This window comes from Aquaticitalea lipolytica (genome assembly GCF_014641635.1).
Lineage (GTDB): Bacteria > Bacteroidota > Bacteroidia > Flavobacteriales > Flavobacteriaceae > Aquaticitalea > Aquaticitalea lipolytica.
This window is the reverse complement of record NZ_BMIC01000001.1, coordinates 1,412,517-1,428,556: the sequence shown is the minus strand read 5'-3', so window position 1 is coordinate 1,428,556 and position 16,040 is coordinate 1,412,517. Positions and strand designations below refer to the sequence as shown.

At 30.7% G+C, this 16,040-nt stretch carries 14 protein-coding genes; 9 read left to right on the top strand and 5 right to left on the bottom strand.

What is annotated here, in order from left to right; translation table 11 throughout:
- The first annotated feature begins 5 nt into the window (after positions 1 to 5).
- Positions 6 to 992: a UDP-glucuronic acid decarboxylase family protein gene (locus IEW41_RS06660; RefSeq protein WP_188605514.1), complete on the top strand. Its 987-nt coding sequence runs from the start codon at positions 6 to 8 to the stop codon at positions 990 to 992.
- Between the two features lies 1 nt (position 993).
- Complete coding sequence (locus IEW41_RS06655) at positions 994 to 2,352, top strand: undecaprenyl-phosphate glucose phosphotransferase (protein ID WP_188605513.1); 1,359 nt, start codon at positions 994 to 996, stop codon at positions 2,350 to 2,352.
- Here IEW41_RS06655 and IEW41_RS06650 read toward each other — a convergent pair.
- Positions 2,349 to 3,515, bottom strand: a complete 1,167-nt coding sequence (locus tag IEW41_RS06650; RefSeq protein WP_188605512.1) for a glycosyltransferase family 4 protein — start codon at positions 3,513 to 3,515, stop codon at positions 2,349 to 2,351. The genes IEW41_RS06655 and IEW41_RS06650 overlap by 4 nt on opposite strands.
- The gene (locus IEW41_RS06645; protein ID WP_188605511.1) at positions 3,516 to 4,835 is read right to left on the bottom strand and encodes a phenylacetate--CoA ligase family protein; all 1,320 of its coding nucleotides are present in this window, start codon (positions 4,833 to 4,835) and stop codon (positions 3,516 to 3,518) included. It abuts the gene before it with no gap.
- Between the two features lie 86 nt (positions 4,836 to 4,921).
- On the opposite strand from IEW41_RS06645, the gene purD reads away from it, so the two are divergent.
- Complete coding sequence (gene purD, locus IEW41_RS06640) at positions 4,922 to 6,193, top strand: phosphoribosylamine--glycine ligase (RefSeq protein WP_188605510.1); 1,272 nt, start codon at positions 4,922 to 4,924, stop codon at positions 6,191 to 6,193.
- Here purD and IEW41_RS06635 read toward each other — a convergent pair.
- Complete coding sequence (locus tag IEW41_RS06635; protein WP_188605509.1) at positions 6,188 to 6,415, bottom strand: DUF6341 family protein; 228 nt, start codon at positions 6,413 to 6,415, stop codon at positions 6,188 to 6,190. The genes purD and IEW41_RS06635 overlap by 6 nt on opposite strands.
- A 108-nt stretch (positions 6,416 to 6,523) precedes the next feature.
- Between IEW41_RS06635 and IEW41_RS06630 the strand changes: the two genes are divergently transcribed.
- Positions 6,524 to 7,447, top strand: coding sequence for a DUF6427 family protein (locus IEW41_RS06630; protein ID WP_188605508.1), 924 nt, complete (start codon positions 6,524 to 6,526; stop codon positions 7,445 to 7,447).
- On the opposite strand, the gene upp is transcribed toward IEW41_RS06630, so the two are convergent.
- Positions 7,436 to 8,095 carry a uracil phosphoribosyltransferase gene (gene upp / locus IEW41_RS06625; RefSeq protein ID WP_188605507.1) on the bottom strand — a complete coding sequence of 220 codons (660 nt, stop codon included), beginning with the start codon at positions 8,093 to 8,095 and terminating at the stop codon, positions 7,436 to 7,438. The two genes, IEW41_RS06630 and upp, sit on opposite strands and share 12 nt — an antisense overlap.
- Positions 8,096 to 8,168: 73 nt before the next feature.
- Between upp and IEW41_RS06620 the strand changes: the two genes are divergently transcribed.
- Together IEW41_RS06620 and IEW41_RS06615 are read left to right on the top strand one after the other, a co-directional pair.
- Positions 8,169 to 8,777, top strand: a complete 609-nt coding sequence (locus tag IEW41_RS06620) for a DUF4254 domain-containing protein (RefSeq protein WP_188605506.1) — start codon at positions 8,169 to 8,171, stop codon at positions 8,775 to 8,777.
- A gap of 47 nt (positions 8,778 to 8,824) precedes the next feature.
- Positions 8,825 to 9,844, top strand: coding sequence for a glycosyltransferase family 9 protein (locus IEW41_RS06615; protein ID WP_229660183.1), 1,020 nt, complete (start codon positions 8,825 to 8,827; stop codon positions 9,842 to 9,844).
- 187 nt (positions 9,845 to 10,031) lie between these two features.
- Here the strand turns inward: IEW41_RS06615 and IEW41_RS06610 are convergent, their stop codons facing one another.
- Positions 10,032 to 11,087 (bottom strand): ferredoxin--NADP reductase, encoded by a 1,056-nt coding sequence (locus IEW41_RS06610; protein WP_188605505.1) that lies wholly within the window; start codon positions 11,085 to 11,087, stop codon positions 10,032 to 10,034.
- A 102-nt stretch (positions 11,088 to 11,189) separates the two neighbouring features.
- On the opposite strand from IEW41_RS06610, the gene IEW41_RS06605 reads away from it, so the two are divergent.
- The 3 genes from IEW41_RS06605 (at position 11,190) to porW (ending at position 16,040) form a co-directional block, all read left to right on the top strand.
- Entirely contained in the window at positions 11,190 to 12,668 is a 1,479-nt protein-coding gene (locus IEW41_RS06605; protein ID WP_188605504.1) for a DUF5687 family protein, read from the top strand.
- A 12-nt stretch (positions 12,669 to 12,680) separates the two neighbouring features.
- Complete coding sequence (locus IEW41_RS06600) at positions 12,681 to 13,379, top strand: ABC transporter ATP-binding protein (RefSeq protein WP_188605503.1); 699 nt, start codon at positions 12,681 to 12,683, stop codon at positions 13,377 to 13,379.
- Positions 13,380 to 13,541: 162 nt separating this feature from the next.
- Positions 13,542 to 16,040, top strand: a complete 2,499-nt coding sequence (gene porW / locus IEW41_RS06595) for a type IX secretion system periplasmic lipoprotein PorW/SprE (protein WP_188605502.1) — start codon at positions 13,542 to 13,544, stop codon at positions 16,038 to 16,040.

Here is a 16,040-nt window from a genome sequence, read left to right as displayed (position 1 = left end):
AACAAATGAAAAAAATTCTAATTACTGGAGCCGCAGGTTTTTTAGGCTCTCATTTGAGTGATCGGTTTATAAATGAAGGTTTTAAAGTTATTGGTATGGATAACTTTATAACTGGAGATATAAAAAATATTGCTCATTTATTAGAACATCCAAATTTTCATTTTATTGAACATGATGTTACCGAATTTGTAAAAATTGACGGAGAGTTAGATTATATTTTACATTTTGCATCACCAGCAAGCCCAATAGATTATTTAAAAATTCCAATCCAAACCTTAAAAGTAGGTTCTTTAGGAACGCATAACTTATTAGGTTTAGCCAAAGCTAAACAAGCACGTATTTTAATAGCATCTACATCTGAAGTATATGGCGATCCTTTAGTACACCCACAAACAGAAGACTACTATGGCAATGTAAATACAATAGGCCCAAGAGGGGTTTATGATGAAGCTAAGCGTTTTCAAGAATCAATCACTATGGCTTATCATAGGTTTCACGGATTAGAAACACGTATAGTTAGAATATTTAATACCTATGGCCCACGAATGCGGCTTAATGATGGTCGTGTTATACCAGCATTTATGGGGCAAGCTTTACGAGGTGAAGATTTAACCGTTTTTGGTGATGGATTACAAACACGTTCGTTTTGTTATGTTGACGATCAAGTAGAAGGTATTTTCAGATTACTATTTAGTGATTATTCATACCCTGTTAATATTGGAAATCCTCACGAAATAACAATAAAAGATTTTGCAGAAGAGATTATTAAACTAACAGGGACAAATCAAAAACTAGTATATAAAGACTTGCCTGTTGATGACCCCATGCAACGTCAACCAGATATTAGTTTGGCAAAAAAGTTATTAGACTGGGAACCTAAAACACACAGGGCTGAAGGAATGAAGATTACTTTTAACTATTTTAAGGGGCTATCTAAAGAAGAACTATATAAAAGCGAGCATAAAGACTTTACTAAACACATAAAAATTTAAGGTGAGTTTATTTAAACAAGGAAGATATTCAGGGTATTTAAGACCAATTTCATACTTAATCGATTTAAGTATTATTAATGGTTTGGCTATTTTCTACTTTATAAAAAATATCGACCCTCTTATTTTTATCCCTATTATATCTATCGCTTGGATTATATTATCAATAGCATCAAAATTTTATGAAGTTTACAGATATACAAGAGAGGTTACTATTTTCTCATTAATTTTCAGGCAACTTGTTTTGTTTATCTTAATTATGTTTGCTTTTTCTGGATACCATTATACTTTAAACATTTATCCAGCAACAATTTTTAAGTATGTTTTTTTAGTGTTTTTAGGGATTACTATATTTAAGTTTGCACTATATTATCTGCTTCAAAAATATAGAACGTCTTTCGGAGGTAATTATAGAACAACTGTAGTATTTGGTGCAAACAAAAAAACGCTGGCTTTAGAACATTTTTTTAACAAAAACCCAGAGTATGGATACATACATAAAAAGACTTTTAATTTTAAAGATAAAAATGAAATTGATCTCGATGAGTGTTTTGAGTTTATTTTGAATAATTCTATTGATGAAATATACTGCTCAATTACAGAATTAACTAATAATCAGATAAGCGAAATTGTTGATTTTGCAGATAACAACTTAAAAATTTTAAAATTCTTACCAGACAATAAAGACATTTATTCAAAAAAACTTAAATATGAGTATTATGATTATATACCTATTTTGTCTTTAAGAAACATACCGCTAGAAGACTCTATAAATATGGTTGTTAAGAGAAGCTTTGATATTATGTTTTCTAGTTTAGTTGTCATTTTTATTTTGTCTTGGCTAACCCCTTTAATTGCAATACTTATTAAGTTAGAATCTAAAGGTCCAGTTTTTTTTAAACAATCTAGAAATGGGTTTAACTACAAAGAGTTTGATTGTTATAAGTTTAGGTCTATGACGCCAAATAAAGATGCGAACATTCATCAAGCTACTAGAGACGATCAAAGGGTTACTAGAATTGGGAAATTTATTAGAAAAACAAGTATTGATGAGTTACCTCAGTTTTTTAATGTTCTTTTTGGGGATATGTCTGTAGTTGGACCAAGACCACATATGGTAAGTCATACAAATATGTATGCAAAAAAAATCGATAAATTTATGGTAAGACATTTTGTTAAACCAGGAATAACAGGTTTAGCACAAATAAGTGGTTTTAGAGGAGAAATAGAAACAGATAAAGACATTATTGGACGAGTTAAGTATGATATTTTTTATATCGAAAACTGGTCACTGCTATTAGATTTAAAAATTATAACTAAGACTTTTTTGAATGCAGTAAGAGGAGAGGAAAAAGCCTATTAAAGTTTTTTTTCTAGTCCATCTAATTGATTATCAAAATCAAAATTATTTACAGCAATGCTTTTTATTCTATTCATCAAGTCTAGATTTAATTCATCTTTTTTTATTTTAGAAAAAACAGAGTTTAATTCTTTATAATTTCCTGCTTCTGCAACCCAACCCAATCTATTTTTATTAATAATAGTTTCACCTTCTCCACCACCAAAATAAAGCATTGGAAGCCCTAATTTTGCATATTCAAATATTTTTGATGGAACAGATCCATAAATTCTATTTAACAACGGAATTATAGCTAAATCGTATTTTAATAACGCTTTATGAAGTTCTTCTCTTGATAGTTCGCCATGATATACTATTGGCAAGTTTGGATTATCTATAATAAAGGACTCTGTTTGCTTTTGCTCTGCTCCTGAGCCATAAATATGAAATTCAACATTACTATAATCTAGCTCTTGGCACAACTTATAAATGCCTTGCGCAACTCCCAACAAACCAGCATAAACTAATTTTATTTTATTTGATGAACTTTGTATAGGTTTAAGCTGTGGTGCTTCAAAATTTGGATAATTTCGATACAAAAAGGTTTCTTTTTCAGGAAACAATTTGGTTATATGAGTGAGAATTTCATCACTTTGTCCCAAAACTAAATTTGCTTTTTTATAATTAAAACGTTCAATTTTTTCTAATAGTTTGTAGCTATAATTCTTTTTAAGAGCACCTAATTCTAAACCAGCAATTGGCCACAAGTCACTAACATTTAAAATGAGTTTTCTTTTTTTTGAGCGCAAAAAAAGCATTGAAATAAAGGCAACTAACAAAGGAGGAGATTGCACAATGACAGTTTTTGGAATTCTATTCCAAAGGAAAAACCAAAACAGACTAAAACCGTAAGACATCATAGCAAATAACCTTAAAAGCTTGTTTTTAGAGTTGCTAGCAAAAATCCATAAACGATGAATAGTAATATTATCTTTTAATGTTGAATCCTTAAACTTTCCTTTATAAGCATCAAAAATCTTACCTGTTGGGTAGTTAGGTAAGGGTGTAATCACTTGAACTTTAAACCCTCTTTTTTCTAACCCCTCAGCTAAATGATAAATACGATTTGATGCCGCTCCAATTTCAGGAGGAAAATAACTTGTTATAATAAGTATATCCTTCTTCATTTAAAGCTTTACATTTATTAATGATGAAAACTGTTTCAATTTACCACTTTTTGAGCGTTGTAGCTGGTTTTGGCGTTCAAAAATAATTTGAAGCCCTTTTTCTAGGTAACGCTCCATTTCATTTGAAATAATAAGTTTATTTTCTTCTGATAATTCTTCAGAGCTCACATAAATAATTTTGAATGTGTCTTTTTTATGCTGTTCAATTACAAACTCTTTTACATTGCCATCATCTTCAATAATACTTTTGGTGATGTAGTAAAAAGTTAAACCAGCTGCTCTTTTCCCACTTGGTAAAATTGCAATATCGTTAGTTCTTCCTATTAATGTTTCTAATACAGGTTTTTTAGCTGTACTTTGTTTAGACAGCGTCCCAATATCTCCAATATCATATCTAATAAAAGGATGTGCTTTATTATAGAGAGAAGTGATAACAACTCGACCTTCTTCACCTAAAGGAAGAATATTGTCATTTTTATCTAGTATTTCTACAAACAAAGTTTCGCTATTAATTTGCCATTCGCCTTTTGGATTTTGAAATGCAATTAAATCAAGTTCTGATGCACCATACTCGTTAATTACAGGAACTCCAAATTGTGTTTCCATAAGAGTCTTGTCATCATCAAACAGCATTTCTGATGTAACAACACAAGCTTTTAATGATGGGCAAATTAAGTTTAAAACTATGTTTTTTCGTTCTAAAAATTTTGCAAATTGTACAATGGCACTTGTATAACCATTAATGTAATCGAACGAAGTAGACGAAAATTTCTTCAATAGATTATCAAATGCAGCATCACTTAAATCAAAAACCGAAAATCGAAAACGATTACTTAAAGCATCTTTAACTCTCTCTTTATAATAGCCTTTTTTGTCTAGCGGAATTCCGTAAAAGCGAGCTTGTTTAGATGCGTTAAAATCTAAATTAAACCATCCAAATCTATCTTTAATAATTGCCCAAGTCAATGCGTGACAAAACTTATCTTTTGCAAAAATAAATGGGTCACCAGATGAGCCAGAAGTTTTATTTATGTAAACATTATTAGTGCTAAACCCTTCAGACAAACGTTCGTTTAGAGGTTGCTGTAAATTACGCTTTGTCATAATTGGAACAGTATTCCAATCTTCAAGGTTAATACTTTTGGCAAGTGATTTGTAAAATGGAGTATGCTTTAAGTGGTAAGCTACAATCTCCTGTTTTTTATAAATTATGTAATCCTCAAATGCAACATCATTTTTTTGCTGAATTTCTTCTAAGGCAATTTCAGCTTTTCTTATAGGAAAGCCATTTAAACGTAATGAAAGATCAAATAAATTCAAGCTAAAACATAATTTATGTAAAGTAAATAAAAATTATTCGTGTATTAGTGGCATTAGTTTTATTTTTGCGGCAAACAACACACAACATGACAATTTTAATTCTTGGTTCAGGTGGAAGAGAACATACTTTCGCGTGGAAAATCGCCCAAAGCCCTTTATGTGAAACACTTTATGTTGCTCCAGGAAACTCTGGAACTGCGCAAATTGCAACAAATATTGAGATAAAAGTTACCGATTTTAAAGCCATAAAAGATTTAGTAATATCTAAAAAAATAGATATGGTTGTGGTTGGGCCAGAAGACCCTTTAGTGTTAGGTATTCATGACTACTTTTTGAATGATGATGATTTAAAGCATGTTTCAGTAATTGGGCCACAAAAAGCTGCCGCAGAACTAGAAGGAAGCAAAGAATTCGCTAAAGAGTTTTTGTATCGTCATAATATTCCAACAGCAGCATATAAAAGTTTTAATAAGAATAATGTTGAAGAAGGCTATAAATTTTTAGAAACATTAAACCCTCCATACGTTTTAAAAGCAGATGGATTAGCTGCTGGTAAAGGCGTTTTAATTTTGAATGACTTAAACGAAGCAAAATCAGAACTAAAAAACATGCTGATTAATGCTAAATTTGGCGAAGCTAGCACTAAAGTAGTTATTGAAGAATTTCTTGACGGTATAGAGTTAAGTTGTTTTGTGTTAACTGATGGTAAAAATTACAAAATTCTGCCTACAGCAAAAGACTACAAGCGAATAGGCGAAGGTGATACAGGATTAAACACAGGAGGAATGGGAGCAGTATCTCCAGTCCCTTTTGCAACAGATGAGTTTTTAACTAAAATTGAAGAGCGTATTGTAAAACCAACAATTATTGGTCTTCAAAAAGATAATTTACCGTACAAAGGTTTTGTGTTTATAGGCTTAATTAAAGTTGGCAATGACCCTAAAGTTATTGAGTACAACGTACGAATGGGAGATCCTGAGACGGAAGTTGTTTTACCTAGGCTTAAAAATGATTTAGTTGAAATTTTTCAAGCGATTTCAAACCAAACATTAGATAAGATTAACATAGAAATTGACCAACGAGCTGCTACTACAGTTATGTTAGTGTCTGGTGGATATCCTGAGGCTTATGAAAAAGGAAAAGAAATTAAAGGAATTGATAGTATAAAAGACTCAATACCATTTCATGCAGGAGCAGTACTTAAAGATGGTAAAGTTATAACTTCAGGAGGCCGTGTTATGGCTATAACGTCTTATGGAAATACTTACCAAGAAGCCATAAAAAAATCTTATCAAAATATAGAAAAACTACATTTCGATAAGATGAATTATCGTAAGGATATTGGTTTTGATTTATAAATATGAATGAGAAGAAATACTTTTATCTTCTTCTCCATTATCATTGTATTTTTTAAGTTGTAACATCCAATAAACAAATGCAACCATTCCAATAACAATAAAAAGCCAAGACATAAAATTTGCAGACCACCAGTTTGTTAATTCTAAAGAACGTAGTGCATCAAATGGAGCAAATAAAACATTTACAAATAAATCTTGTATAGCGTAAAAGAAATCTTTCATAGTATAATTATATATTTACACTGCAAAATTACATATTTTTTATTTTAAATATTAAAAAGATTAATAGTAATTTCCTCATGTTTTAGGTAATTCGTTTAAATTGAATATATGATTTCAAGTTTTTTTAGTAAAGCAAAACCTATTCACATTGCAACTATATGTGTGTTATTGCTTTTTGTTTTTATTATTACTAAAACAAATACATTAAGTGAGCCTCTTACTTTTCAATTATTTTTTGAACAAACACTGTACTTTTCATTTGTTTTAGCATCTTTATTTTTATTAGATTTTTTAGTAAGCAGAAATAACCTCACTAAAAAAAATAGCTATAAAATATTGATGTTTGGACTGTTTATTACTGTTTTACCAGAAACACTATGTAACACAAAAATACTATTAGCCAACCTTTTTATTTTATTAGCATTCAGAAGAATTATTAGTTTAAGATCACAAAAAGAAATAAAAAAGAAGCTTTTTGATTCTGCGTTTTGGATAAGCCTTGCTGCTCTTCTTTATTTCTGGGCATCATTATTTTTTATTCTCATTTTTGCCGCAATGATTTTATATTCAATAACAGGTGTTAAAAACTGGATAGTTCCATTTACAGGTGTAATTGCTGTAGCTGTAATTACAATGTCTTTAATGATGATATTTAATATAGATTTTGTTGCATATTTAAACGATTTCTGGGCGTATAGTTTCGATTTTACAGGGCTAAATTCTAAACGAATAATAATAGCAACTACAATTTTAATTTCTTACGGAACTTGGGCATCATTCTTTTTTATAAAGCATATAAAAAATAAGGCTAAAACTTACAGACCTTCTTTTGTGCTGGTTATTATATCGTCATTAATTGGGCTATTAATTATAGCTGTTTCTCCAAACAAAACTGGTAGTGAGTTTTTATTTCTTTTTGCACCATTAGCTATTATAATGACCAATTATTTAGAAGTTATTGAAGAAACTTGGTTTAAAGAAGTTATTGTTTGGGTTTTGGTAATAACTCCAATTATAGCACTAGTGTTGTAACTTATTCCCAAACGCTAAATCTCCAGCATCTCCAAGTCCAGGCACAATATAACCTTTGTCATTTAACTCATCGTCTATTGTTGCTATCCAAAGATGTGTGTTTTCATTAAAATGTTTTTTAACATAATCAACGCCTGGTTTGGCGCCAATTACACTTACTAAATGTACTTCTTTTGGTGTTCCATAAGGCTTTAAAGCTTTGTAGGTAGAAACTAAAGATTGACCTGTTGCTAACATTGGATCGGCTAAGATTAACGTTTTTCCATCAAGATTTGGACACGCTAAATACTCAACAATAATTTCAAAATCTTCAGGATTATCCTTATGATGTCTATATGCTGAAATAAAAGCATTTTCAGAGTTGTCAAAATAATTTAAAAGCCCATTATGCAAAGGCACACCAGCTCTTAAAATAGAACAGATAACAATATCATTTTGAGGTAAATTGACACGACTTTTTCCTAATGGAGTTTTTACATCAGATGGTGTATAATTTAAAACTTTGCTTAACTCATAACCTAAAACCTCACCAACACGCTCAATATTTCGTCTAAAACGCATTCTGTCTTTTTGAACATTAACATCTCTTAATTCAGAAATAAAAGTATTTAGTATTGAATTTTTTTCAGTTAGATTATGAATTTGCATAAGGCAATTGTTGAGGTTTTGAGTGGTAAAGTTAATTAATTTAGGCTTATATTTGTGCTCTAAAATTAATATCATGTTTACGAGTAAAGCCAATAGTATTTTTCAAGACGTTATTAAAACGTATCATATAAAAAACACTGTAGACCAGCCGTTCACAAACATTTACGACAAGAGCACCAATTTGTTAGAGCACTTATTGTATCGTAAATGCTGGATAGATACAGTGCAATGGCATTATGAAGATATTATTCGCGACCCTCAAATAGACCCTGTTGCTGCTTTAAAACTTAAACGCCAAATAGACGCATCTAATCAAGATAGAACAGATATGGTTGAGTATATTGATAGTTATTTTCTTGAAGAATATAAACATGTAACTCCAAAAGAAAATGCAACTATTAATACCGAAAGTCCAGCATGGGGAATTGATAGATTGTCAATTTTAGCTCTTAAAATATATCATATGAATGAAGAAGCAACGCGTAAAGATGCTTCTGAATCACACAGAAATGCTTGCCAGAAAAAATTAGACATTTTATTAGAGCAGCGAGTTGATTTATCGACTGCGATAGATACTTTGCTAAATGATATTAAAAAAGGAGACAAGTATATGAAGGTATACAAGCAAATGAAGATGTATAATGACGATGAACTTAACCCAGTTTTAAGAAGTCAAAAATAATCTTATAATTCTGAAGCTACTTCAGAAACTCTTCAAGCGAAGTTGAGATGCCTAAAACAATAAAACATATATTAGTTATTCGTCTTTCGGCAATGGGAGACGTGGCAATGACTATTCCTGTTTTAAGAGCCTTTACACAGCAATATCCTAACGTAAAAATTACAGTTTTAACAAGAGGTTTTTTTAATCCATTTTTTAGAGATTTACCAAATGTTACTGTGTTTTCTCCAGATTTAAAAGGAAAACACAAAGGCATTTTTGGACTTTTAAAATTATCAAGAGCATTAGCAAAACTTAATATTGATGCAGTAGCCGATTTGCATAATGTATTGCGAACAAATATTTTAAAATTCTTTTTCTTTGGAATTAATGTTGTACAAATAGACAAAGGAAGGGAAGATAAAAAAGCCCTCATTAATGGTAAAAATTTTGTACAACTTATAACAACTCATCAACGATATGTTGAAGTTTTTAAGCAATTAGGTTTCCCTATAAACTTATCAAAACCTAGTTTTCCAAAACGAAAAGAGTTGGCATCAAAAACACTTGCTATTGTAGGAAACGATTCAAAAAAATGGATTGGAATAGCTCCTTTTGCAACGTATGAGTCTAAAATGTATCCTTTACATCTTATGGAAGAAGTAATAAAGGAGTTGTCTAAAAACAACAAAGTGTTACTATTTGGAGGAGGAGAACATGAAATCAAAATTTTAAATGATTTCGAATCTAAATTTAATAATGTTGTAAATGTAGCTGGAATGTTAAGTTTAGATGAAGAACTAGATGTTATTTCTAATCTTGATGTAATGTTGTCTATGGATTCTGGGAATGCTCACATAGCAGCAATGTTAGGAATTAATGTTGTGACACTTTGGGGTGTTACACATCCTTTTGCAGGTTTCTATCCCTTTAATCAGAATCCCGAAAACGCGCTTTTAGCAAATAGAAATATATATCCAGAAATTCCAACCTCTATATATGGCAACAAATTCCCAGAGAGTTACAAAAATGCCATGAAGTCTATTTCGCCAGAGTTAGTTATCAATAAAATTAATAGCTTAATATAAAAAACCCTACTCCGAAGAGTAGGGCCGATTTATCGCTTTGCAATAGATAATCCCTAAATTACGATTAAATCTGCTCTAAAATATTTTGTTTAAAACGATGCGCAATGTTTTTGTAGGAAAATGTTATGCATTTTCGACAAAAGGCTGCTTAAATGCGATAAAAAACAAATTTATTCGACAAGCAACATTAAATATCATCGTAATCTACTTTAATTGTTGAGGTTGTTGGATGAGCCTGACAAGTTAAAATTAAACCTTCTGCAAGTTCACTATCAGTTAAAATATTGTTTTGACGCATTTTAACTTCTCCTTCAGTTAGTCTAGCCAAACAGCTACTACAAATTCCGCCTTGGCAAGAATAAGGTGCGTCAAGGTCTTCATCTAAAGCAGCTTCAAGTATAGATTGTTTTTGAGACATTTCGAAAGTAGATGTTTCTTCATCTAAAATAATAGTAATCTTAGTTTTACCATCAGATACCGAAGTTTGTTCTACATCTGTTGTTTTTGCTGCTTTAAACAGTTCAAAATGAATTCTTTCTTTATCAATATTACTGTCTGTTAACACATCTTTTACAGCATAAATCATTGCTTCTGGTCCACATAGGTAATAAGCGTCAACATCGATATTCTTGTGCTTGTTTTTCATTACATAGTTAACAGTGCTTTTTTCTATTCGTCCAAAAATAGCTTCATCTTCATCTGCCTGGCTAAATACAAATTGAATTGAAAAACGATCTTTATATGCATGTTGAAGTTCTAGTAACTCGTTTAAAAACATAGTATCACTAGTTGTTTTGTTGCCATAAACAAGTATTACTTTACTATAAACTTCTTCTTCTAAAGCACATTTTATAATGCTTAAAACAGGAGTAATTCCACTACCTGCAGCAAAGGCAGCAATGTTTTTTGTTTTATTATCGTTAGGCTCAAAAACAAAACGACCTTTTGGTATAGCAACCTCTAAACTATCGCCAACTTTAAGGGTATTATTTACATAAGACGAAAAGGTTCCGTTTTCAACTTCTTTAACAGCTACTTTTAAATCACCACTTTTAGGAGACGAGCAAATAGAATAATCTCTGCGCACTTCATTTTCTTCGATGGTTGTTTTTAAAGTGATATACTGACCAGCTTTAAACTTAAATTCGGCTTTTTTGTCTTGAGGTACATCAAAACTTAAAACTACAGCTTTGTCTGTTTCTCTATGAATATCTTTTATTGTAAGTTTATAAAAATGTGACATTACTTTTTTTTTTGCAAAAATAAGAAAGTATAATGCCATTTAAGATTTGATTGTAACAAAAAAGAGAATATTATTACTAATGCTATAAACCCAACCAAAATTATGATTAAACATTTTTTAAGATTAGAGTGGAAACAATACTTCCGATCGTCTTATTGGCAAAAGAGTCTTGGATTAAATATACTATTGGTGTTTTTTGCACTTTATTTCATTGCAATGTTTTTATTAGGCGGACTTGCACTTTATCCAATTCTTAAAAAAATGTATCCAGATAATGATCCGTTTGTGATTGTTAATGGTTTTATATTCTATTGGATTATTGCTGATTTACTCATGCGTTTTTTCTTTCAGAAACTGCCAGTAATGAGTGTAAAACCCTTGTTAACACTTCCAATTAAAAGAAGTAGTGTGGTTAATTTTGTTTTAGGCAAATCTGCACTTTCGTTCCTTAACTTTTTACCTCTTTTTGCAGTAATTCCGTTTGGGCTAGTATTAATTTCAGAAGGTTATAACGTATCAACAACAATCGTTTGGATGTTTGTTATGTTATTGATAACACTTATTATCAACTTCTTAAATTTTATTATTGAAAGTCTTACAGCAGAAAGCGACTTATCGTTTTTACCATTAATAGCGACAACATCAGTTTTGTTTGCTCTTAATTACTTTAATATTGTTTCTTTTTCAGAAATTGTGTCAAAAGCAGTTTTAAGTATTGCTGAAAACCCTTTATTGCTTTGTATACCTATTCTTCTATTGGTTGGATTATATCTTTATAATTATAGAATATTACGAGCAAAACTGTTTTTAGATAGTTCATTAAAATCTAAAACTCAGGAAGTGAAGGTTGCAGATATGGCTTGGACAAGACGTTTTGGCAAAGTAGCACCTTTTATGCAACTCGATTTAAAACTAATCTGGAGAAATAAAAGACCCAGATCGAGTGTATTTTTAATAGTTGTTGGATTGCTTTATGGGTTGTTCTTTTATCCAAATCCAGTCTACCAAAATATGCCTTGGTTTTTTGCCTTTGTAGGGATTTTTGTAACAGGTATTTTTCTTATCAATTTTGGGCAGTTTGTTCCTGCTTGGGATAGTGGTTATTACAAAATGCTAATGAGTCAAAACATCACTTATCAAGATTATCTGAAATCTAAATTTACTTTAATGTCACTAAGTGTTATAATCCTTTTTGTATTGAGTATACCTTACGTGTATTTTGGTTGGGATATTTTACTTGCGCATTTTGCTGCAGCTATTTATAATATTGGTGTTAATACACATGTTATTTTGTTTGGAGGATCTTTCAATCGAAAAAAAATAGATTTAAACCAAAGAGCTGCATTTAACTACCAAGGCACAGGTGCAATGCAATGGCTTATTGGGTTTCCTTTAATGTTTTTGCCAATGGGAATTTTTGCATTGTTTTATTACACTATCAATTTTGAAAGTGGTATTGCTGCACTTACTATTTTAGGATTATTAGGAATGGTTTTTCACCAAAAACTAATGAAATTCATCACAGAAAAATATTTAGATTCAAAATATAAAATGATTAACGCTTTTAGTCAAGATAATTAATACACATAACACATGATAACGACTTCAAACCTTTCAAAAAAATATAACGACAACATTGTTTTACATATCGATAATTTAGATATACCAAAAGGACAAAGTTTTGGTTTAGTTGGTAATAATGGAGCAGGTAAAACCACTTTTTTTAGTTTGCTGTTAGATTTAATTCAGCCTACATCAGGACACATTAAAAACAATAATATATTAGTTCACCAAAGTGAAGACTGGAAACCATTTACATCTTCATTTATTGATGAGAGTTTCCTTATAGGCTATTTAACACCAGAAGAATATTTTTATTTTATTGGTGAATTAAGAGGGCAAAATAAAGCAGATGTTGATGCATTAGTTTCACAATTTGAAGACTTTTTTCATGGCGAAATATTAAATCAGAAAAAATACCTTCGTGACTTAAGTAAAGGAAACCAGAAAAAAGTGGGAATAGTATCTGCATTATTAGGCAATCCAGAAGTTATTATTCTAGACGAACCTTTTGCTAATCTCGATCCAACAACACAAATTAGACTTAAAAAAATTATTAAAGATTTAGCCGAAACAAAAGGCGTAACTGTCCTTATATCTAGCCATGATTTAATGCATGTTACAGACGTTTGTGAGCGTATAGTGGTACTCGAAAAAGGGAAAATAGTAAAAGATTTAGCTACAAGTGAAGCTACATTAAAAGAATTAGAAGCACATTTCTCTGGAGAGTAACTCGGCTAAAAGTCATTCATTTTTTCTCAATAATTCAAAAAGATGCTTATTTTTACAGCACTACATAATATTTGTAGACGTTTTTAGTTATCTATTAACCAAATAACAACCACGTTGAATACATCTTTAAAAGCCATACTTATAATATTTTGCACTGCGTTAATGGTAACAAGCTGTTCGCGAAAGAAGGATAAGTTTATCAATCGTAACTTTCATGCTCTAGGTACAAAATATAACATTCTTTATAATGGTAATATTGCTTTAGAAAATGGGAGAGCAACTGTTGATGATGCTTTTACAGATAACTATTGGGAGTTACTTCCAGTAGAGCGCATGCAGTTGTCGGATGAAATTTTATTGCCAGGACAATCTAAAAACGCAGATTTTGAACGTGCAGAAGAGAAAGCTGTTAAAGCAGTTCAAACACACGGAATGAATATTCAGGGGAAAGAAAAAAATCCTCAAATAGATGAGGCGTATTTGCTTCTAGGCAAAGCACGTTATTTTGACCAAAGGTTTGTTCCTTCATTAGAGGCATTTAATTATATACTTTATAAATATCCTGCTAGCGACAAAATAAATGAAGCAAAAGTTTGGAGAGAAAAAGCTAATATTCGTATGGAAAATACCGATTTAGCTATAAAAAATCTAAAGCGTTTATTAGAGCAAGAAGTATTGGACGATCAAGATTTAGCAGACGCTACATCTAGTCTAGCTCAAGCCTACATAAACACAAAATCTAAAGATAGTGCTTTAACCCAATTGGAAATAGCAGCTAGCTACACGAAAAAAAACAACGAAAAAGCACGTTACAATTACATAAGAGGTCAATTATATAATGAGTTTGGTTATAAAGACAGTGCTAATTTAGCATTTGATAAGGTTATAGAACTACATCGCAAAATACCTAGAGCATATTATATTAATGCGCATTTAGCAAAAGCAAATAACTTCGATTACGAAAATGGTAATAAACTTGAGTTTTTGGAGTATTTAACCGATTTAGAAGAAGACAGAGAAAACAGACCATTTTTAGGTAAAATTTATTATCAAATAGCAGAATATCATAGAACCAACAAATCGGACTCGTTGGCAATTGCGTATTATAATAAATCACTCAGATCGCCAACAAGTGATAAGCAATTAAAGGCTTTTGATTACTCTATACTTGGTGATATGAGTTTTGATAATTCTGAATATAAAATTGCAGGAGCCTATTATGATAGCACAATGAATAATATGGTGCTAAATTCAAAACCATATCGTACAATTAAACGAAAAAGAGACAACTTAGAAGATGTAATTTACTACGAAACAATAGCTCAGGTTAATGATAGTATTCTCAATTTAGTAAACCTTTCTGCAGCAGATAAATTAGCATATTTTACAACGTATACAGATGAGTTAAAAGCAAAAGCTCAAGAAATTAAAGACAAAGAAGAAGCAAGAAAACTCCAAAACACAGGGTTAAAGACAATTGATGAAGTTAATAAAGGAATAAACAGAGCTGAAGCATCATCAAATCAAGGAAAGCAACAATTTTACTTTTATAACCCAACTACTGTTGCGTTTGGTAAAAATGAGTTTTTAAAAATTTGGGGAGAGCGCTCATTAAAAGATAATTGGAGACGTTCTGACACTAGAACAATTTCTAGAAACGATGAAGTGATAAACACATTATTTACTGATGCTACAGAAGAAGAACTTTTTAATCCAGAGTTTTATATTGCAAAAATTCCGACCGATCAAAAAGTAATCGATAGTTTATCAAAAGATAGAAACTTTGCCTATTATCAATTAGGTGTTATTTATAAAGAAAAGTTTAAAGAACTTAACCTTGCTAAAAACAAACTTCAGCAATTGTTAAAAAACAATCCTGAAGAGCGTTTAATCCTTCCTGCAAAATATAATTTATATAAAATATACGAAGAGCTTAATTTAAGCGACGAAGCTGAAATAGCTAAAAACGACATAATATCTAATTACCCAGACTCTCGTTATGCAGAACTGCTTAAAAACCCTTCTTCAGGCTTAGCAAAAGATGAAAAAAGCCCAGAAAGCCTTTATGAAAAACTTTACGAGCAATATGAAGGACAAAAGTTTCAAGATGTAATAACTCAATCTGAAAAATATATTTCTGATTTTGAAGGCGATCCTATAGTTCCAAAATTTGAAATATTAAAAGCATCTGCAAAAGGACGCTTATATGGCTTTGAAGCCTATAAAGAAGGCGTAAGTTTCATTTCATTATCATACCCAAATTCGCCAGAAGGAAAACAAGCTCAAGAAATAATGCAAGTGGTTATACCAATACTTGAAAACAAAGCGTTTGTTGATAATAATCAAGGCAAAAACTTCAATGTAATTTATCAATTTGATAAGACATCAGGTGAAGATATTAATGAATTTATAAAAAAGCTAAACGAAGAAATAGAACAGATAAAATATTTTGACCTTTCATCTTCTGTAGATGTTTACAACAACACTACTACTTTTGTTGTTGTTCATGGTCTAAAAAGTATAGAAGGAGCAAAAGGGTTTGGAGAGTTGCTTAAAGAACGCAAGTCTAAAATAGTCAGACCTTATTTTGCAATTTCATCTCCAAATTATGAGATACTACAAAGGCATAAAAACCTAAGTGAGTATCTAGAATCTCAATAA

Excerpts from the sequence above, each read along its gene's own strand:
- IEW41_RS06660 (WP_188605514.1), top strand. The coding sequence starts at position 6 with ATGAAAAAAATTCTAATTACTGGAGCCGCAGGTTTTTTAGGCTCTCAT.
- IEW41_RS06650 (WP_188605512.1), bottom strand. The coding sequence starts at position 3,515 with ATGAAGAAGGATATACTTATTATAACAAGTTATTTTCCTCCTGAAATT.
- purD (WP_188605510.1), top strand. The coding sequence starts at position 4,922 with ATGACAATTTTAATTCTTGGTTCAGGTGGAAGAGAACATACTTTCGCG.
- IEW41_RS06635 (WP_188605509.1), bottom strand. The coding sequence starts at position 6,415 with ATGAAAGATTTCTTTTACGCTATACAAGATTTATTTGTAAATGTTTTA.
- IEW41_RS06630 (WP_188605508.1), top strand. The coding sequence starts at position 6,524 with ATGATTTCAAGTTTTTTTAGTAAAGCAAAACCTATTCACATTGCAACT.
- upp (WP_188605507.1), bottom strand. The coding sequence starts at position 8,095 with ATGCAAATTCATAATCTAACTGAAAAAAATTCAATACTAAATACTTTT.
- IEW41_RS06620 (WP_188605506.1), top strand. The coding sequence starts at position 8,169 with ATGTTTACGAGTAAAGCCAATAGTATTTTTCAAGACGTTATTAAAACG.
- IEW41_RS06615 (WP_229660183.1), top strand. The coding sequence starts at position 8,825 with ATGCCTAAAACAATAAAACATATATTAGTTATTCGTCTTTCGGCAATG.
- IEW41_RS06610 (WP_188605505.1), bottom strand. The coding sequence starts at position 11,087 with ATGTCACATTTTTATAAACTTACAATAAAAGATATTCATAGAGAAACA.
- IEW41_RS06605 (WP_188605504.1), top strand. The coding sequence starts at position 11,190 with ATGATTAAACATTTTTTAAGATTAGAGTGGAAACAATACTTCCGATCG.
- IEW41_RS06600 (WP_188605503.1), top strand. The coding sequence starts at position 12,681 with ATGATAACGACTTCAAACCTTTCAAAAAAATATAACGACAACATTGTT.
- porW (WP_188605502.1), top strand. The coding sequence starts at position 13,542 with ATGGTAACAAGCTGTTCGCGAAAGAAGGATAAGTTTATCAATCGTAAC.